General features: G+C 31.2%; 21 protein-coding genes. 3 read left to right on the top strand and 18 right to left on the bottom strand.

All coding sequences use genetic code 11. From position 1 onward, the window contains the following. Nucleotides 1–56: 56 nt before the first annotated feature. The gene (gene fbp, locus J1D01_RS01530; protein WP_421149594.1) at nt 57–1,067 is read right to left on the bottom strand and encodes a class 1 fructose-bisphosphatase; all 1,011 of its coding nucleotides are present in this window, start codon (nt 1,065–1,067) and stop codon (nt 57–59) included. Nucleotides 1,068–1,188: 121 nt separating this feature from the next. On the opposite strand from fbp, the gene J1D01_RS01525 reads away from it, so the two are divergent. The 3 genes from J1D01_RS01525 to J1D01_RS01515 are packed head-to-tail and all read left to right on the top strand — an operon-like array spanning nt 1,189 to nt 4,772. Then, nucleotides 1,189–1,683, top strand: a complete 495-nt coding sequence (locus J1D01_RS01525) for a GNAT family N-acetyltransferase (protein WP_372938362.1) — start codon at nt 1,189–1,191, stop codon at nt 1,681–1,683. Then, nucleotides 1,670–2,920, top strand: coding sequence for an aspartate kinase (locus tag J1D01_RS01520; protein WP_421149593.1), 1,251 nt, complete (start codon nt 1,670–1,672; stop codon nt 2,918–2,920). The genes J1D01_RS01525 and J1D01_RS01520 overlap by 14 nt, the downstream gene beginning before the upstream one ends. A 22-nt stretch (nt 2,921–2,942) precedes the next feature. After that, entirely contained in the window at nt 2,943–4,772 is a 1,830-nt protein-coding gene (locus tag J1D01_RS01515) for a GNAT family N-acyltransferase (protein ID WP_421149592.1), read from the top strand. 3 nt (nt 4,773–4,775) lie between these two features. Here the strand turns inward: J1D01_RS01515 and J1D01_RS01510 are convergent, their stop codons facing one another. From J1D01_RS01510 to J1D01_RS01430, 17 genes are all read right to left on the bottom strand, one after another. After that, nucleotides 4,776–5,228 carry a YtxH domain-containing protein gene (locus J1D01_RS01510; RefSeq protein ID WP_372935998.1) on the bottom strand — a complete coding sequence of 151 codons (453 nt, stop codon included), beginning with the start codon at nt 5,226–5,228 and terminating at the stop codon, nt 4,776–4,778. A 91-nt stretch (nt 5,229–5,319) separates the two neighbouring features. After that, nucleotides 5,320–6,084 (bottom strand): TSUP family transporter, encoded by a 765-nt coding sequence (locus J1D01_RS01505; RefSeq protein WP_372935996.1) that lies wholly within the window; start codon nt 6,082–6,084, stop codon nt 5,320–5,322. 49 nt (nt 6,085–6,133) lie between these two features. Continuing rightward, nucleotides 6,134–6,520 (bottom strand): VOC family protein, encoded by a 387-nt coding sequence (locus J1D01_RS01500; RefSeq protein WP_372936004.1) that lies wholly within the window; start codon nt 6,518–6,520, stop codon nt 6,134–6,136. A gap of 9 nt (nt 6,521–6,529) precedes the next feature. Next, nucleotides 6,530–6,901, bottom strand: a complete 372-nt coding sequence (locus tag J1D01_RS01495; RefSeq protein WP_372935994.1) for a VOC family protein — start codon at nt 6,899–6,901, stop codon at nt 6,530–6,532. A 19-nt stretch (nt 6,902–6,920) separates the two neighbouring features. Then, complete coding sequence (locus J1D01_RS01490; RefSeq protein ID WP_421149591.1) at nt 6,921–7,379, bottom strand: DUF1801 domain-containing protein; 459 nt, start codon at nt 7,377–7,379, stop codon at nt 6,921–6,923. A gap of 6 nt (nt 7,380–7,385) precedes the next feature. Beyond that, nucleotides 7,386–7,844 (bottom strand): DUF4199 domain-containing protein, encoded by a 459-nt coding sequence (locus J1D01_RS01485; RefSeq protein ID WP_372935990.1) that lies wholly within the window; start codon nt 7,842–7,844, stop codon nt 7,386–7,388. Nucleotides 7,845–7,951: 107 nt separating this feature from the next. Further along, nucleotides 7,952–8,362: a response regulator transcription factor gene (locus J1D01_RS01480; protein WP_372935988.1), complete on the bottom strand. Its 411-nt coding sequence runs from the start codon at nt 8,360–8,362 to the stop codon at nt 7,952–7,954. A gap of 9 nt (nt 8,363–8,371) precedes the next feature. After that, entirely contained in the window at nt 8,372–9,307 is a 936-nt protein-coding gene (locus J1D01_RS01475) for a 2-hydroxyacid dehydrogenase (protein ID WP_421149590.1), read from the bottom strand. Between the two features lie 113 nt (nt 9,308–9,420). After that, entirely contained in the window at nt 9,421–10,800 is a 1,380-nt protein-coding gene (gene mgtE / locus J1D01_RS01470) for a magnesium transporter (protein ID WP_372935984.1), read from the bottom strand. Between the two features lie 18 nt (nt 10,801–10,818). Then, nucleotides 10,819–11,607, bottom strand: coding sequence for a 16S rRNA (adenine(1518)-N(6)/adenine(1519)-N(6))-dimethyltransferase RsmA (gene rsmA, locus J1D01_RS01465; protein ID WP_421149589.1), 789 nt, complete (start codon nt 11,605–11,607; stop codon nt 10,819–10,821). Between the two features lie 35 nt (nt 11,608–11,642). After that, nucleotides 11,643–12,071: a GNAT family N-acetyltransferase gene (locus J1D01_RS01460; protein ID WP_372935980.1), complete on the bottom strand. Its 429-nt coding sequence runs from the start codon at nt 12,069–12,071 to the stop codon at nt 11,643–11,645. Between the two features lie 43 nt (nt 12,072–12,114). After that, nucleotides 12,115–12,444, bottom strand: a complete 330-nt coding sequence (locus J1D01_RS01455; RefSeq protein ID WP_372935977.1) for a DUF4286 family protein — start codon at nt 12,442–12,444, stop codon at nt 12,115–12,117. A gap of 34 nt (nt 12,445–12,478) precedes the next feature. Then, the gene (locus J1D01_RS01450) at nt 12,479–14,254 is read right to left on the bottom strand and encodes a tetratricopeptide repeat protein (protein WP_421149588.1); all 1,776 of its coding nucleotides are present in this window, start codon (nt 14,252–14,254) and stop codon (nt 12,479–12,481) included. 191 nt (nt 14,255–14,445) lie between these two features. Beyond that, nucleotides 14,446–14,568 (bottom strand): hypothetical protein, encoded by a 123-nt coding sequence (locus J1D01_RS01445; protein WP_372935973.1) that lies wholly within the window; start codon nt 14,566–14,568, stop codon nt 14,446–14,448. Nucleotides 14,569–14,732: 164 nt separating this feature from the next. After that, nucleotides 14,733–16,004: a serine--tRNA ligase gene (serS, locus tag J1D01_RS01440; protein ID WP_421149587.1), complete on the bottom strand. Its 1,272-nt coding sequence runs from the start codon at nt 16,002–16,004 to the stop codon at nt 14,733–14,735. A 44-nt stretch (nt 16,005–16,048) separates the two neighbouring features. Continuing rightward, nucleotides 16,049–17,365, bottom strand: coding sequence for an HTTM domain-containing protein (locus tag J1D01_RS01435; protein ID WP_421149797.1), 1,317 nt, complete (start codon nt 17,363–17,365; stop codon nt 16,049–16,051). Further along, complete coding sequence (locus J1D01_RS01430) at nt 17,358–18,293, bottom strand: bifunctional riboflavin kinase/FAD synthetase (protein ID WP_372935969.1); 936 nt, start codon at nt 18,291–18,293, stop codon at nt 17,358–17,360. The genes J1D01_RS01435 and J1D01_RS01430 overlap by 8 nt, the downstream gene beginning before the upstream one ends. Nucleotides 18,294–18,317 lie beyond the last annotated feature (24 nt).

Genomic DNA, 18,317 nt, shown 5'->3' with positions numbered 1-18,317 from the left:
TTATTAAAAAAAGCGAACCAAATTGGTTCGCTTTTTTTATATTTTAATCTTTTCTGTTAAGAATGAGCATTTCTCATAAACTCTTCGGCTTTCTCAACCATATTCTTGCTACCACAAATAAACGGGACACGCTGATGTAGTTCTGTTGGTTCTACATCCAATGTTCTAGTAAAACCATCACTGGCTTTTCCTTTGGCTTGTTCTGCTAAAAAAGCAATGGGATTACACTCATAAAGCAATCTTAATTTTCCATTGGGATTTTTAGAACTTTGGGGGTACAAATAAATACCGCCTTTAATCATATTTCTATGAAAATCAGAAACCAAAGAACCTATATACCTTGATGTATATGGTCTATCTTCTTCTTCTTTTTGGCAATATTTTATGTAGTCTTTAATACCTTGTGGAAAATGAATATAATTCCCCTCATTTACAGAATAAATATTACCATCTTCAGGAAATTCCATATCAGGATGAGACAGGTAAAATGACCCAATTGCAGGGTTTAAAGTAAATCCGTTTACCCCATCACCTGTAGTATAAACCAACATAGTTGATGTGCCATATACCACATAACCCGCAGCAACTTGAGCGCTACCTTTTTGTAAAAAATCTTTAAGTTGAACAGGCGTTCCAATAGGAGTTACTCTTCTGTAAATTGAAAAGATAGTTCCTACAGAAACATTTACATCAATATTTGATGAGCCATCTAAAGGATCTATTAAAACAACATATTTATTTTGATGGTTTTCATCCTGACTGTTAATACTTATAAAATCATCTTCTTCTTCGCTTGCAATACCACAAACAATATTTCTTTTGGTTAAAGTTTGTATAAATTTATCATTAGCATAAACATCTAGTTTTTGTTGGTCTTCACCTTGTATGTTAGTGTCTCCCACTGCCCCAATTATATCAACTAAACCTGCTTTATTAACCTCATGGTTAACAACTTTTGCTGCTAGCCTAATAGAGTTTAAAAGGCTAGATAATTCGCCCGATGAATACTTAAATGATGTTTGGTTTTTAATTATAAATTCGCCTAAAGTTTGCTTTTGGTGAGCCATAAATGAGATGTGTTTGGTTTATGCAAATATCAATAATTTTCAAATAACTACATCGTTTTCGTTAAAGAATAACAGAATGTTTATTTTTCTTTGGCTTATATTTGAAAATATAAAACATACTATGCAATTTACTGTTAGAAAAGCAAATAAAAAAGATATGCCAGCTGTTTTAGAGTTAATTAAGCAATTGGCAGAGTTTGAAAAAGAACCCGATGCTGTAGAAATAACTTTAAAAGACCTTGAAAACGATGGTTTTGGAGAAAATCCTGCATTTTTTTGTTATGTAGCCGAAGTAAACTCTAAAGTTGAAGGTATTGCTTTGGGCTTCCACAGGTATTCTACATGGAAAGGTAAAATTATTCACTTAGAAGATTTAATTGTAAACCAAAACCTTAGGGGTACTGGCATAGGTTCTGCTCTATTAGATGCCTTTATTAAACACGCACACAAATTAGGGGTTAAACGTATAAATTGGGAAGTTATAGATTGGAATGAACCTGCTATAAAATTTTATGAGAGCAAAGGTGCCAATGTAATGAGAGATTGGGATGTGGTTCAAATGAATGAAAAAAGTATAAAAAACTATATTTCAAAACTTAACAATGAAAATATTTAAGTTTGGTGGTGCTTCTGTAAAAAGTGCTAATGGGGTTAAAAACTTAGCAGCTGTTTTAAATACTACGGGTTTTAAAAACACACTTATTGTTATTTCGGCAATGGGCAAAACTACCAATGCTTTAGAGACTGTAATTTTTAATTATTTTAATAATAAAACCGAGTTACAGAGCTCTTTACAAGAGGTTATAAAATACCACAATGATATTTTATTCGATTTATTTGAGAACGAAAACCACCTCATCTTTAAAAAAACAAAAGCTTTTTTTGATGAGCTAAACAACTTCTTTAAAACAAATAAATCTCCTAATTACAATTTTGTTTATGACCAAGTTGTTGGTTTTGGTGAATTGGTATCAACCACAATTATAAGTGACTATTTAAACAGTATTGGCATAAAAAATCAATGGATTGATTCTAGAGAGTGTATTAAAACAGATAGTTATTATAGACGTGCTAATGTAAATTGGAAAGAAACCCAAACCAACATTTCAAAGACTCTAAACACCTCTGTTTTAAATATTACACAGGGCTTTTTAGGAAGCGATTCTAACAGTTTCACCACTACCCTTGGAAGAGAAGGAAGTGATTATACTGCCGCTATTTTTGCCTATTGTTTAAATGCTGAAAGTGTTACTATTTGGAAAGATGTTCCTGGTGTATTAAATGCAGACCCTAGATATTTTGAAAACGCCCAATTACTTCATAAAATATCATATAGAGAAGCTATTGAACTTGCTTTTTATGGCGCTTCTGTTATTCACCCAAAAACACTTCAACCCATACAGCATAAAGAAATTCCATTACATGTAAAATCGTTTTTAAACCCTCAAGACTCTGGAACTACAGTAACCAAAGGTATAGCTATAGAACCCAAAATCCCTTGTTTTATAGTAAAGAAAAATCAAATATTAATATCACTATCATCATTAGATTTTTCATATATAGTTGAAGAAAATATTAGCGAAATCTTTAAACTACTTCACACCTACAAAATGAAGGTACATGTTATTCAAAATTCAGCCATTAGTTTTTCGGTGTGTATAGATAATATTTACAATAATTTAGATGCATTACTGCAACAATTAAAAGCTAAATTTAGTGTAAATTGCCATGAAAATGTATCATTGTATACTATAAGGCATTACAATGAGTCTGCCTTAAATAAAATAGAACAAGGCAAAACAGTATTACTGAAACAATTAACACAAGAAACCGTTCAAATAGTAACCAAATAGTTTATTTAGTACATTTACGCCCATGAGCAAACAACAAGATTCTGGACTTGTAAACGCTAAAGAAGTAGCCAAAGCCATTCAATTAGGTAAATATGGTTTTATTGGCACGTTTATAGGTTGGGTTTTAATGAAATTGCTTAAAATTTCTACACTAAACAAAATATACAAACGAAACAAACATTTAACTGAACTAGATTTTTTAAACGGTATTTTAGGTGATTTTCAAATTAAATTTGAAATACCTGAAGAAGACTTAAAACGACTTCCAAAAGATGGTGCTTACATTACCGTTTCTAATCACCCTTTAGGAGGTATTGATGGTATTTTACTTTTAAAATTAATGCTAGAACAGCGCCCCGATTTTAAAATTATAGCCAACTTTTTACTACACCGTATAGAGCCCTTAAAGCCCTATATAATGCCTGTAAATCCGTTTGAAGACAGAAAAGAAGCAGCATCAAGTATAGCTGGTTTTAAAAATGCCATTTTTCATTTACGTGAAGGACATCCCCTAGGCATTTTTCCTGCTGGAGAAGTATCAACCTACAGAGACGGTAAGTTAGTTGTAGATAAACCATGGGAAGAAGCTGCCATGAAACTAATTAAAAAGGCAGAAGTACCTATTGTTCCCATTTATTTTCATGCAAAAAACAGCAAACTTTTTTATAAGCTTTCTAAAATTAGTGACACCTTTAGAACTGCTAAATTACCTTCGGAATTACTAACACAAAAACGAAGAATAATAAAAGTTAGAATAGGAAGACCTATTTTAGTTAAAGATCAAAAAGATTACAATTCTATAGATGATTTTTCAGAATTTATTAGAAAGAAAACCTATATGCTTGCTAATGCTTTTGAAGATAAATCTAAAATACTTGATAAAATTCCTTCAACTTTAAAAACACCAAAACCTCCAAAACGTATTGTTACACCTATTGAAACAAACGTTATGGAACAGGAAGTTGAAGCACTTAGAAAAGCCGATTTAAGATTATTAGAAAGCAAAAATTACGAAGTGTTTTTGGCTTCCGCCGATAAAATACCAAACATTCTTAGAGAAATTGGCAGATTGCGTGAAATTACCTTTAGAGAAGTTGGTGAAGGCACTAATGAAGCCATAGACCTTGATACTTTTGATACCTATTACCACCATATGTTTTTATGGGATAATGACACTAAAGTAATTGCAGGTGCCTACCGTATGGGACTGGGCTCTAAAATATTTGCGCGTTATGGTATTAACGGTTTCTATTTACAAGATTTATTTAGGTTTGAACCCGAGCTTTATAAAATGATGAGCGAGTCTATAGAAATGGGGCGTGCCTTTATTATTAAAGCCTATCAACAAAAACCTATGCCTTTATTTTTACTTTGGAAAGGCATTGTACATACCACATTACGCTACCCAGAACACAACTATTTAATTGGTGGTGTAAGTATTAGTAATCAGTTTTCAAAATTTTCAAAGTCATTAATGATTGAGTTTATGAAATCTCATTACTATGACCCCTATTTAGCGCAATACGTTCGGCCTAAAAAAGAGTTTAAAGTAAAACTGAAAGATGCCGACAAAGATTTTGTTTTTGATGAAAGTAAAGCAGACCTAAACAAGTTTGATAAAATTATAGATGAAATAGAACCAGGAGCTCTTAGGCTCCCGGTATTACTTAAAAAGTATATTAAACAAAATGCACGTTTAGTTGCTTTTAATGTAGACCCACTTTTTAATAACTCTGTAGACGGATTAATGTATATTAAAATTGCCGACTTACCCGAAAGCACCGTACGCCCTGTAATGGAAGAGTTTCAAGCAGAGTTAGAAGCTAAACTTACAGCTACAAAAAACGAATAGTTATTATAACGAACTAAACCATTCTTGAAATTTATCTCCTAACAAAAATGTTGGTTTCATTTTACCTCCTAAAGCATTTACCAAACTCATTATCCAAGCAACAAAAATTACAATTAGCAAAATCCAGCCAATAATAGGAATAATTCCTAAAAAACTCAATAGAACTAATCCTAACATTTGCCTAATATAAAATGAGCCTAACTCTGTTTTATTATTACTATTCATAATTAATGCAATAATCCATCCGATTAAATGGATATGTGCTATTATGGCTATATTTTTACCATCGCTTAAAACTTCTTTTGCATCACCTGCAAACTCAGAAGCTGCTTCTTTAGCTTCTTCGGCAAATTCTTTTGCTTTTTCACCTGCTTTATCGGCAGTTTTTTTAGCGCCTTCTTTGGCATCTCCTAACATATCGTTTAGGTCGTCGCTTAAATTTTTTTCGTCAGACATTGTGTTTTTAATTTATGGTTAGACTATAAAATTAAAAATTTAAATTTACTTTATGTTATTTGTGCTTTAAATTTTAATTCTGTTACTTCTTTTATCTAAATAACATAATAATACCTCCCATAGCAGTAACAATAATTATAAAATACCTGTACTTTGCATTAGAAATTAATTTAACCACTCTAGCCCCCATAAAAAACCCAATTGCCACTAAAGGAAACAGCATTAAATTTAAAACTAACGTGTCTTTAGTAACAGTTTTCCATACAAAAAAGTGGAATGGTAACTTAAATACATTTATAATAAAAAATAACCACGCTGCTGTACCAATAAACTGGTTTTTAGGCAACCTCATGGCTAAGAAATAAATATTAGAAATTGGTCCTGCTAAGTTTCCTACCATAGTGGTAAACCCAGACAAAAATCCCATAGAAGAAGAAAATACTTTGTTTTGTGGTACTGCTGTAGATTTTCTTTTTTCAAAATACCACATAATTAAAACAGAACTAATAACTATGATAGCCATTATACGCTTAAAAAGTACTTCTGAAATAGCATCTCCTACCCAAACTCCTACTAAAACACCAACTACCATCCAGGGTAAAAGCAGTTTAATAAACTTCCATTGGGTGTGCCGGTTGTAATAAATTACAGCTAAAATATCGGCACTAATAAGCATTGGTAATAATATGCCTGTTGATGCTTTTTCACCAAAAACAAAGGCTAATATTAAAATAATAATAACACCAATGCCTTTAATTCCAGATTTAGACAAACCCAAAACAAAGGCAGCTATTGCAATAGCTACCCATTTTAAAAGTGATAAATTAAATGATTGAAGAATTTCTGCTACTCCCAAATTATGCTAGATAAAAGTGGTTTAAATGTTTTACAAATGTAACGTCATTTTATTTAAAAGCAGTATCAATGGGTTCCCAAAGTTCTATTTTATTGCCGTCATTATCGAGAATATAACCAAATTTACCGTAATCGTATTCTTCAATGTCGCCTACTACAGTAACCCCTTCTTCTTTTAATGTTTTTATCAATTCATGTAAATTTTCTACACGATAATTAAACATAAAGTCTTTTTTTGAAGGCTCATAATATTTAGTGTCTTCTGGAAAAGGGCTCCATTGTGTTGAACATTTATTACCTGCCTCATCTTTCCACCAAAAGGTGCATCCGTAATCATCGGTATTAAACCCTAAGTGTTTTTTGTACCAATCTTTTGTGGCTTGTGGATTTTTGGTTTTAAAAAATAACCCTCCTATTCCTGTTACTCTTTTCATTATTTATTCTGTTTAAACGTGTTGATCTATAAGTATGGTATTTCCGTCGGGGTCATACATAACAATACTTGCTGGCCCAGAAGAATTTTCGTCAGCCTCTCTTTCTAACTTAATATCATGGTTTTTTAAATGTTTTTGAATGGCTCTTACATCATCAAAAGATTCAACAGCATTAGCATTTTCATCCCAACCAGGATTAAAGGTTAAAATGTTTTGTTCAAACATGCCTTGAAATAAACCAATGAGTGCATTACCGTTTTTCATTATTAAATAATTTTGCGCTATATCGCCTGCAAAAACATAAAACCCTAAGGTTTCATAAAATGCTTTTGAAGCTTTGATATCTTTTACGCTAAGACTTGTTGAAAATGCACCTAATTTCATTTGTTATTGGTTTTTATGATTATTTCTTTTTAATGGCTGTTTCATAAATGTTTATCCATTCTTCTACAGTTATTTTTTTTGCTAATTCACCTATTAATTCAAACGGAATTTCGTCAATTTTTTTAAACCTAATGCAACTCTTCCCCATATCTAATTTGCGCTTGCAATGTTTAGGGTATTCTTTTATAAACCAATCATGTAATTCTGGGTTTGAATAAATACCACTGTGATAAAGGTTAACTGAATTTTTCTGCGATGCAAAACTCATAAAAGGTAATGGTTCTTCAGGATTACAATGGTATCCGCTGGGGTATATAGTGTGTGGCACGTAATACCCAATCATTCCGTATTGAATACCCTCTTCAAAACCATCAGGTAAGTTACTTTTAATTGTTTTTCTTAAGTTTTTTAGGGCGTTCTGTCTTTCTTCTGGGACTTGACTAATATAATCATCAGGAGATGTGGCCTTGTATTGCATAGTAAATTATTTACGTTGAAGTATTAATCCTGAAACTAAAGATATAATAATTCCGATAACGGAAACTAATGCAACCATAAATATTCCGGCTGTAAGGCTAGACATCTCTATTATTTCATCTTCTTTACCAGCATCTCGCATCATTTGATAATAATTTTCAAACCATTCTGGGTTTATAAATTGGGTATAAATAAAATCTGCTATACCAATGCCTATTGCAACTAAAACAGAAATAAGCACTCCTATTATTAAAGCTTTTCCAAAAGAAATAACGCCACTATTAACATTATCTCTGTAGTGCTTTATACCGAAGAAAACAAAGGATAAGGATATAAAAATAGATAGATACCCTAAAATTTCGTTGGTAGAATAACTTAAATCTTTACCCAATGTTAAGTGGAACAAAAAAATAATTAAGCCTACCAAAAAACCGTATAACCCGTACTTAAAAATTGTTGATTTCATACCGTTTCGTTTTTAAAGATTAACAATTCAAAAGTAGGTGTAAACAGCAATTTAGAGGTCATACTAAAGTACCAAACTACTAGTACTTAAGTATAAATGTATGAATTTTAAATAATTTTGTAACTTTTGGCTATTTGTAATGCCTGTGTTCGTCTTTTGGCATTTAGCTTAACTAACAAATTAGATACGTGTGTTTTTATAGTACTTTCTGAAAGGCATAATTTATTACCTATTTCTTTATTTGATAAGCCTTCTGAAATAGCTTGAAGCACTTCATATTCACGCGCTGTAATTTCTAATTCTGAAATCTTTTTATAATCTATTCCTACTGAAGATACTCCGTTTTTATGAAGACTTTTTTTATTGATATAAATCCCAATAATTAAAAATACTATAGCTATAACTCCAATTATTATTTCAATTTTTAAACTACCAGAAAGCACTGCATACTTACTTATTTGAAACAGTAGTAAAATAGCAAAAATGAGCAGAGAAAAAACAAGAATGGTTTTTTTCATCTCATAAATTTAGTAAAATTTAGCTTTAATTTTATCTACAATAGTTTGCGCTAATTTTTCTTTGCTTTCCAGTGTCCAACCTGCTACATGAGGTGATAATAAAACATTTTCAGCTTTAATTAAATACCTAAAAGCTTCTGGCATTTCAGTAGAAAACAGACTTTCAAAAGAAGCTTTTTCATACTCTAAAACATCTAATCCAGCACCTAATATTTTGCCTGTTTTTAATGCCGAAACCAAATCTGAAGTTACAACACTTTTACCTCTTGCAGTATTAATTAACCAAAACGGTTTTTTAAATTGATTGATAAATTCTGAATTTACCATCCCTAAAGTTAAAGGTGTTTGAGGAGTGTGTAAACTAACCACATCTACCCTTTGTTGAAATTCTTTTAAACTAACTTGTTCTGCATTTTCATCACCAACATTGTCTTTAATATCATAACACAAAACCTCAACATTAAACCCTCTTAATTTTTTAGCAAATGCTTTACCCATATTACCGTAGCCAATAAGTCCCACCGTTCTACTGTCTAACTCTATACCTCGGTTTTCTTCTCTTAACCATTTGCCATTTCTAACCTCAGCGTCAGCTTTATTAAGTTTATTGAAAAGTGATAGCAACATACCCAAGGCATGCTCACCAACTGCGTTTCTATTACCTTCTGGGGCAGAAATTAAGTAAACACCTTTTGATTTGGCATAATCACAATCTATATTTTCTAAACCTGCTCCAACTCTACCTATAAATTTTAGGTTAGTGGCAGCATCTAAAAATTGTTTATCTATGGTAAATCTGCTACGAATAACAATACCGTCATATTCTGAAATTATAGCTTCTACAGATTCTTTTGAAGATGAATAATCTTCATGATTTGTAAAACCTAAATTGTTTAGTTGATTAATAAGTAACTCGTGATTGGTATCTAAATGAAGAACTTTCATAATTAAAAATATTGGATAAAATTACGAAGTTTTAGGTTAGTTAATAAGTAATCTCAAGAATTTTATAAGGCTCTAAAATAAATTTGCACAAGTAAGTTTAAACTTAACAATTGTTAAATACCTAAAATAAGTTTGGCAATAGAAAAATAAAGTAAAATACCTAAAATATCGTTACTAGTGGTAATAAATGGTCCGGTAGCAATAGCTGGATCTATACCGCGTTTATCTAAAAATAAAGGCACAAAAGTTCCTATTAAACCAGCTATAATAATAACAGCTACTAATGACACTGAAACGGCTAATGCTTTGTTAATTTCGCCACCATATATCCAAACAAATATGAATAAAAACGCAGCTAAAATAATACCATTAAGCATAGCTAAAAGCATTTCTTTTAAAAGTCTGCTATTAACACTTCCTTTTACATCATCGTTAGCAAGTCCTTGAACAATAATAGCACTTGACTGCACTCCAACATTTCCTGCCATGGCCGCAATAAGTGGTGTAAAAAAGAATAATACAGCATACTCTTTAAACGCTTCATGAAAACCTTCCATGATTAAAAAAGAACCTACACCACCAATTAATCCTAAAAATAGCCATGGTAAACGTGCCCTTGTAAGTTCAAAGATACTATCATCAGAATCTACATCGGCAGTAATACCTGCTGCCATTTGATAATCTCTTTCTGCTTCTTCTTTTAAAACGTCTACAATATCATCAATAGTAATTCGTCCTAACAATACTTTATTTTCGTCACTTTCAACAACAGGAATGGCTTCTAAATCGTATTTTGCCATAATTTTGGCAATTTCTTCGGCATCTTCGTTTACATTTACATAATCTACGTTAGATATATAAATATCTGCTATTTTTTGATCGCTTTTGGCTACAATTAAATCTTTAAGAGATAGGCGCCCAATGAGTTTTTCTTCTTTAGTAACCACATAAATGGAATGCACTCTGGTTACTTCTTTGGCTTGCCCTCTAATTCTGCGTAAACACCCTGCAACTGTCCATGTTTCATAAACTTTTACAAGCTCTTTAGCCATAAGTGCTCCTGCAGTACCTTCTTCATACTTTAAAAGTTCTTTAATCTCCTCTTTATGCTCTTCATCTTCTATTTTAGAGATTACTTCATGCCGACGAGATTCAGGAAGTTCGGCAATCATGTCGGCAGCATCATCGGTATCTAGTTCTTCTACTTCTTCAGCAATTTCTTTGGCAGATAAGTTTTTTAATACCTTTTCTCGGGTATCCTCATCTAACTCCATTAAAATATCTGAAGTTGTTTCAGAATCAAGAAGTTTTATAACATATATTGCCTCTTCTAGATTAAGTTCATCTAAAATTTCTGCTATATCGGCATAATGAAACTCTTTTAAAAGCGTTTGTAGCTCCTTGTTGTTTTGTTCTTCAACAAGTGTTTTAACTTGCTCTAAAAGGTCTTCTGTAACCTCAAATTGTTGTATGTTATCTCTTTCTTCAGACAAATGCTAAGCTTTAAAAGATTAAACATCTTTTTCAATTAATAAAGTAAGTTCTATGAACTGTGCAACACTTAATTGTTCCGGACGCTTGCCAAAGATACTATTTGCTTTTAAATTATCTGATAAATTGAATGTTTTTAAACTGTTACGAAGTGTTTTTCTACGCTGCTGAAATGCTGTTTTTACCACTTTAAAGAATAATATCTCATTACATGGTAGGTTATAATCTGTTTTCCTGATAAGTCTTAAGACCCCCGAATCTACTTTTGGTGGTGGGTTAAATACCGACGGTGGCACGGTAAACAAATATTCGGCATCATAATAAGCTTGGGTTAAAACCGAAAGAATACCATACACTTTGCTGCCTTCTTTTGAGCAAATGCGTTTGGCTACTTCTTTTTGAAACATGCCTGTAAATTCAGGAATTTGACGACGCAACTCTAAAGCTTTAAATACTATTTGTGATGAAATATTATAGGGAAAGTTACCTGTAATGGCAAACGATTCATCCTCAAAAACTTCACTTAAATTATATTTTAAGAAATCTTTCTCAATAATTCTGGGTGCTAAATTAAGGTAGTGAGCTTGCAAGTACGCAACTGATTCTGTATCAATTTCTATTACGTAAGTTTCAACATCTTTTTCTAAAAGGTATTTGGTGAGCACACCCATTCCCGGGCCTATTTCTAGTACTTTTTTATAGCCTTTTAACGTAAGTGTATCACCTATTTTTTTAGCTATATTTTCGTCTTTTAGAAAATGTTGCCCTAAATGTTTTTTTGCTTTTACTTGATGTTGATTATTAGCCACTTATTATTAGTTATTTTGAGAGAATTTCTCATTTATTAATTGGCAATATACCTATAAACATTGGTTGTTCTTTTTTTAAACCCTAATTTTTGATAGAGTTTATTGGCTGCAATTCTTTCTGGACTTGATGTTAAGTCTATTTTGGTTACCCCTTTACTAATGGCATAATCTATAGCAAATTGTGTTAAACGTTTACCAACACCTTTGCCTCTAGCTAATTTGTCTACCACCACATCTTCAATCCAAGCTTTCTCGCCGGTAGGTATTTTATTAAATACTAGTGTTAATGTACCTAAAATATTATTATTTTCTTCTGCTATAAAAAGATATGTGCTGTTAGAATTTACTATAGTTTCTAAATCTGTTTTTGAAGGTATTTTGCTGGTTGATGAAAGTTGTGGAATTAGGTTTTCTATCGCATTTAAAACATAATCATTTACCTTATCTACTTTAGATATTTTCATAGTATTTTTATTAAATTAACAATATTAGAAAACACAAAAGCCTTTAGTTTGGGTTTATATTTACAAAATACTCATCTACCAATTCTAACTCGGTTCTAAAAGCCAGCATTTTGTCTGCAAATCTTTTTTGAGCATCTGCTCTTAAGCGTTGTGCATCTTCTTTATAATAAGCATCTAAAGCTTCACGAGAATAGGCTCTATACTGAATGGAATATGTTACGCCCCCTGTTTCTTCTTCAACTAAAACACGTGTTAATGTAGCTTTATCAAACTTACCGGTACCCAATACTTGTGGAATATGTTCTTTTATCCACTCTAGCCATTCTTTTTGAATAGACTCATCTATATTTGCTGTTACGTTGTATATTATCATAATTTTAAAATTCCAATATTTTTAATTAGGGTAATTAATTTATATCATCACCTCTTAACGCTCTGTATCGCTTTCTAGCATCTACAAAATAAATACTATCGGCATGGTTAAATATAATTTGTTCATACAAAGATTTTGCTTTTTCAGGTTGGTTTAAAACGTCTTCATACAAACGCCCTAAATTAAAATAGGTATCATCTGCTAAAATACCATCTCTATAATTCTCTATAAGTACTTCAAAATTTGCTACCGCCTTATTTATTTCACCTTTCTGCTTAAACAATTGCCCTTGTTTAAAGAGTGTTTGCGCTATAATAGGTTCTGTTTTATGCTCGTTTAAAATTTTGTTTAAAATTGAAATAGCTTGGTCTGTTTTATTTTGAAAAGCTAATAAATCTGCTTTAGCATATAATTTTAAAGCTGTTTGGGTAGAGTCTTCGTACTTATTATCTGAAATAAGCAATTTTAAATCGAGTGCATCATTAGCAATTAGTTGAGATGTTGATGATTTTAATATTTTAAGTTGTGATTCTGCCCATTTAAAATCGCCTTTATAATAACTCGTTTTGGCTACTCTAAAACGTGCTTCTTGAGATATTGTACTGTTTTTTAAATTACGCTGAATTTGCGTGTAATAAATTAAGGCCTGATTAAATTTTTCTTGCAAAACTAAAATATCTCCCAATTCTAATTTTACTTGTGCTTTTTGCAATCTGTTTATAGGTAATTCTAAGGTTTTTTCTAAAACTTTGGTAGCCTCGGTAGTTTTATCCATATAAAACGCTAAAAAATGCGCATAGGCAATTTGTAAATCTACGGTCTGCGAAAAGGTTCCGAATTCTTCAAAAAGCGCTAAATATTTTTTATTTATTTCTTCATAGTTTTCTTTTGAACTTTCTTTGGTTTCTATCTGAATTAAATAATATTGCGCATTAAGTTTTGTATCTAAATCTTGGGCGGTATTAATTATATAATTGTAAATTTCTTTAGCAATTTCATTTTGGTTTTCTTTAGTAGTTATTCTTCCCAACTCTTTTATTCTTTCTAAACTTTCTGGTTTTCTGTTAAAAATGGCTTTTTCTTGAATAAATGCTTTTTTGAAATCTTTTTGTTGAATAAATAACCAACTTAACATTTCATTCCACAATAAATTGGGTTCTTGTTGTAATTTTTTTAGTAAAATTTTTCTAAGAAGTATGTTATTTTCATCATCACCGCTAGCTCCTAAAAACCCGTTTATTCTTCTTTTAATATCGCTTAATGAAATAGGATTAGTCTCTGCAAAATTTAAATAGCTATTAAACATTTTTTCAATATGTCCTTGCTCTCCATATAATTGCGCCAATTGAATATTAAAATTATAATCTGGGTTTAGTTGCATGGCTTTTTCATAAGCAACAACCGCTTCATTTAAAAGTGAATGACTTTGAAAACTTCTAGCTATTGCAAACACATAGCTTGGTCTTTCATTAATCTGTTTCAATGCCTGTGTGTAATACGCATTTGCTTTTTCTACATCATTTTTTAGTTGGTAATTAAACCCTAACTCAACCAATAGAGCTGGGTAATTAATTCTAGAAATAAGGTTTTCAAGAAATGCTTCGGCCTCATCATATTGCTCTAACTGCTGATGTGAAGCTATTATTTGATTTACATAATTTATGTTAGAAGGGCTTTGAGCATAAAGTTTTTTATACTCATGAAGTGCTTTATCATATTCGCCTTTCTTAAAATAATCTACAGCCAAATTTGCATCTTGTGCAAAAAGATTAAAAGACAGTAATATACATAAAACAAATAGGGCTCTCATGCTGTAAATATAACAAATGTAGTAGGTTGAAAATGTAAATATTTTAATAAAAAAATGCCCGAAATAAATTTCGGGCACATTAACCAACCAAAAAATAAACGTTCTATTAACAACCGTTAAATATAAAAACGATGGTATTATTCAGATTGGGGACAATCTTAAATTTTTTAAAATCTTAAAAGAGAAAATCCCTATTTACTCACAATAGCGGTTGAATTATTTTCAGATTTTACAATTTGAAAATCTGAAAACAATACTTTACCAGCAAATAAAATGAGTGCAATTAAAAGAATGAAGCGTTTTAAATTTTTCATGGTTAGTAAGTTTGATAGATTTGGTTTTACTAACATCTAAAATATAAAACGAAAAACAAAGAGAACTTCTTAAAATTCGTTAAACAACACAATAAACGTGTATTTCACCGATAAAAACAATAAAAACCTGTGTGTTTTGTAGGTTTTTATTTCTTTTTTAAGCTCTAATTTATTATTTTAAAACCTGTATACGGTTGTAATACTTCTGGTATTACAATCCCGTCTTTAGTTTGGTAGTTTTCTAAAATTCCAGCTAATACTCGTGGTAATGCCAAGGAACTACCATTAAGGGTATGTGCTAATTCATTTTTACCATTGCTGTTTTTAAAACGCAGTTTTAAACGGTTAGCCTGAAAGGTTTCAAAATTAGATACAGATGATATTTCTAACCATCTATCTTGAGCTGTTGAGAACACTTCAAAATCATAAGTTAATGCAGAGGTAAATCCTAAATCGCCCCCACAAAGTCTTAATATTCTGTAAGGTAACTTTAACTCTTGCAAAATGGTTTTTACATGTGCTACCATGCCATCTAAAGCATCATAAGATTTGCTTGGGTGCTCTACTCTTAAAATTTCAACCTTATCAAACTGATGTAATCTATTTAAGCCTCTAACATGGGCTCCATAACTTCCAGCTTCTCTTCTAAAACAAGGCGTGTATCCAGTAATAGCTAATGGTAGTTCTGTTTCATTTAAAACCACATCTCTAAAAATGTTTGTCCCAGGCACCTCTGCTGTAGGAATTAAATATAAATTATCAGCCGTTACATGGTACATTTGCCCTTCTTTATCTGGTAATTGCCCTGTACCAAAACCAGAAGCTTCATTTACTAAATGAGGTAACTGAAATTCTGTATAACCGGCCTCTGTATTTTTATCTAAAAAATAGGTAATTAAAGCCCGTTGTAATTTAGCTCCCTTACCTTTATATACTGGAAAACCGGCTCCTGTAATTTTATTACCAAGCTCAAAATCTATGATGTCATATTTTTTAGCAAGTTCCCAATGGGGTAATGCGCCTTCTTCTAAAACGGGAATATCGCCTTCTCTAAAAACTTCTTCATTATCATCTTCTGTATTTCCTGCTGGAACAATACTGTTAGGCACATTGGGTATTTTATATAAAAGCTCGTTTAACTGGTCTGTTTTATTATTAAGATCTTCTGTTAATTTTTTTGAAGTTTCTTTTAACTGTCCGGTTTTAGCTTTTATTTGATTTGCTTCTTCTACCTTTCCAGACTTAAACAACATGCCAATTTCTTTTGAAAGCGCGTTAGATTCTGCCAAAGTATTATCTAACTCTGTTTGAATTTTTCTGCGGTCTTCATCTAAAGCAATTACTTGGTTTATATCATTGGTGGCATCAATATTTCTTTTTGCCAACCTTTCAATTACCAAATCTTTGTTTTCTCTAATAAAAGGTACTTGTAACATGTCTTAAAAATTTGAGCGACAAATTTAGGGAATTACAAAGAAAATCAATCTTGTTTTGAAGGTAAAATCCACTTACTGTGTTTAAAAGTTTCCCATTCAACACTGGCTAAATCTACATCTGGGTTTATAAGCTGTTTATATGGCCTGCCATTTACACTAATTCTGCAATTTACGTATACTTCAACATCTTGATTATTCTTTTTAAAAATTTCTTTTAACCGTTGAGCAAACTGCCAAATCATATCTGGTTTTACGCTAACACCTCTTTGTTGTTTTCTGGTTAAATAGTTGCTTAATTTAACACGCATAACACTTCCTGTTTCTTTATTTTTAACGGTATATGTTGCAGAACCACTTTTGGCTCTTAGCATCATACGCCATGAAAGCCTATGACCTTCTTCGGTCCATAAAACATCATCTTCAATAACATGGTGACGCAATGGTAGTAATATTTGAAAAACAAAATAAACTGTAAAAATTGTAACCAATGGGGTTTTAAATTTTGGAAGTATTACTTCTTTAGAAGTATAAAATGGTTTCTTTTTTAAAAATAGTTGTTGAATGGTTTTTGGCTCAAAAAAGAATAAGGAAAATGCTAACGATAAATAAGGAAAAATACCTATTTGAAATACGAACGAATTAAATAAATGAAAGATTACTGATGCAAAAAAGGCATACTTTCTAGTTGGTTTAAATAATAGCAAAGGAATAATTAATCCGTCAAAAACAATGCCGCCATACGCTAGTATATAATGCAACCATTTTTTTTGAAGCAACTCACCTACAAGAAAATAATTGCTCTTTGGTTTCATTAATAATTCTATAACTGTTGTATTTAACCAATCTGGATACAACTTAGCTATTGACGCATATGTATAAACAATAAACAATTGTAGTATTATAACCCATTTGCACCAAATAGGCATAGAAAATTGTTTTAAACTTGGGTTTTGTTTTACATCAATTGAAGCGTATTTGTTTGCTGGCAAAAACGCCATAATGCTGCTTATAAGTATAAGTAAATAATAATGATTGTTATAAGATGATTTCTGCATTAAATAAGTTGCGGTCCACATAACTGTAAACGCAATTATACTAAACCTATACTTATAACCTACCATTACAAACAACCCCAAAACGCCCATTATAGCATAATAAAAGTATATCCCGAATCCGGGTAATGGTTGTAACCACTCAAAACCAATAAAAGAAAATGTAAATTCTGGGTCTATTAAAGTACGTTTTACCCAACCTGTAAAAATTGCTCCAACAGATTCTAGAAAACAAAGCAGCCCAAAAATGATTCTGAAAACAACAAGCGCAGAATTATCTATATGTTTAAACAACCATTTGTTAATCATGGTGGTTGGCAATATAAGTAAGGGCAATTTCTTTATCTTTTTTAAGTTGACTTTTTAACTCCTCTACAGATTCAAATTTTTCTTCATCACGGATACGTTTAAGCAATTGTATTTGAATTGATTGGTTATAAATATCTTTGCTAAAGTTGAAGAAATTAACTTCAATAGTTTCTTTTTCACCATTTACAGTTGGGTTCATTCCTATATTCATCATACCATATGTGGTTGCACCCTCAATATTAGATTTTACAATATAAGAACCCTGTTTTGGTATTAGTTTATAATTTTCTTTAACGCTAATATTTGCAGTAGGAAACCCTAATTGCCTCCCCAAACCTTTTCCTTTTGTTACGGTTCCTGTTATTATAAAATTATAGCCTAAATAAGCATTGGCTTTGGTTATATTACCTTCGTTTAAGGCGTTTCTAATTTTTGTAGAACTTACAGCAACATCATCAATATCTTGAGCCGATATTTCTTCAACTTCAAACCCATAAATCTCACCAAACCCTTTAAGGTCATTTATATCGGCATTTCTATTTCTTCCAAACCTATGATCATAACCAATAATTACTTTTTTAGCATTGAGTTTATCAACTAAAAGGTTTTTTACAAAATCTCTAGCTGTAAGTCTTGAGAATTCTTTAGTAAACTCTTTAATAAGTAAAAAATCTAACCCAACAGACTCTAAAATTTCACGTCTTTCATCAATGGTATTAATCAATTTAATATTAGAATCTTTTTGAAGTACCATTCTAGGGTGCGGAAAAAAAGTAAGTATTACAGATTTTAACCCCTCTTGTTTTCCGGTATTTACAAGACGGTTAATAATTTTTCTATGTCCAATATGAACACCATCAAAGGTGCCAATAGTAACCACAGTGGGCTCAACAGATTTATAAGCTGTAATATTCTTTACACTACTCATTTAACACACCAAATTGTTAATTTA

Origin of the sequence: Seonamhaeicola sp. NFXS20, from assembly GCF_049132085.1 — a bacterium.
Taxonomy (GTDB): Bacteria; Bacteroidota; Bacteroidia; order Flavobacteriales; family Flavobacteriaceae; genus Seonamhaeicola.
The sequence above is the reverse complement of the archived record's forward strand: the minus strand, read 5'-3'. Positions and strand labels throughout refer to the sequence as shown.

Bases quoted from the DNA above. Each gene is read 5' to 3' on its own strand.
- J1D01_RS01520 (WP_421149593.1), top strand. From the start codon at position 1,670: ATGAAAATATTTAAGTTTGGTGGTGCTTCTGTAAAAAGTGCTAATGGG.
- J1D01_RS01445 (WP_372935973.1), bottom strand. From the start codon at position 14,568: ATGAAAAATTTAAAACGCTTCATTCTTTTAATTGCACTCATTTTATTT.
- J1D01_RS01490 (WP_421149591.1), bottom strand. From the start codon at position 7,379: ATGCAATACAAGGCCACATCTCCTGATGATTATATTAGTCAAGTCCCA.
- fbp (WP_421149594.1), bottom strand. From the start codon at position 1,067: ATGGCTCACCAAAAGCAAACTTTAGGCGAATTTATAATTAAAAACCAA.
- J1D01_RS01495 (WP_372935994.1), bottom strand. From the start codon at position 6,901: ATGAAATTAGGTGCATTTTCAACAAGTCTTAGCGTAAAAGATATCAAA.
- J1D01_RS01430 (WP_372935969.1), bottom strand. From the start codon at position 18,293: ATGAGTAGTGTAAAGAATATTACAGCTTATAAATCTGTTGAGCCCACT.
- J1D01_RS01510 (WP_372935998.1), bottom strand. From the start codon at position 5,228: ATGTCTGACGAAAAAAATTTAAGCGACGACCTAAACGATATGTTAGGA.
- J1D01_RS01455 (WP_372935977.1), bottom strand. From the start codon at position 12,444: ATGATAATATACAACGTAACAGCAAATATAGATGAGTCTATTCAAAAA.
- J1D01_RS01435 (WP_421149797.1), bottom strand. From the start codon at position 17,365: ATGATTAACAAATGGTTGTTTAAACATATAGATAATTCTGCGCTTGTT.
- J1D01_RS01515 (WP_421149592.1), top strand. From the start codon at position 2,943: ATGAGCAAACAACAAGATTCTGGACTTGTAAACGCTAAAGAAGTAGCC.
- J1D01_RS01485 (WP_372935990.1), bottom strand. From the start codon at position 7,844: ATGAAATCAACAATTTTTAAGTACGGGTTATACGGTTTTTTGGTAGGC.
- J1D01_RS01460 (WP_372935980.1), bottom strand. From the start codon at position 12,071: ATGAAAATATCTAAAGTAGATAAGGTAAATGATTATGTTTTAAATGCG.
- serS (WP_421149587.1), bottom strand. From the start codon at position 16,004: ATGTTACAAGTACCTTTTATTAGAGAAAACAAAGATTTGGTAATTGAA.
- J1D01_RS01475 (WP_421149590.1), bottom strand. From the start codon at position 9,307: ATGAAAGTTCTTCATTTAGATACCAATCACGAGTTACTTATTAATCAA.
- J1D01_RS01450 (WP_421149588.1), bottom strand. From the start codon at position 14,254: ATGAGAGCCCTATTTGTTTTATGTATATTACTGTCTTTTAATCTTTTT.
- J1D01_RS01525 (WP_372938362.1), top strand. From the start codon at position 1,189: ATGCAATTTACTGTTAGAAAAGCAAATAAAAAAGATATGCCAGCTGTT.
- J1D01_RS01480 (WP_372935988.1), bottom strand. From the start codon at position 8,362: ATGAAAAAAACCATTCTTGTTTTTTCTCTGCTCATTTTTGCTATTTTA.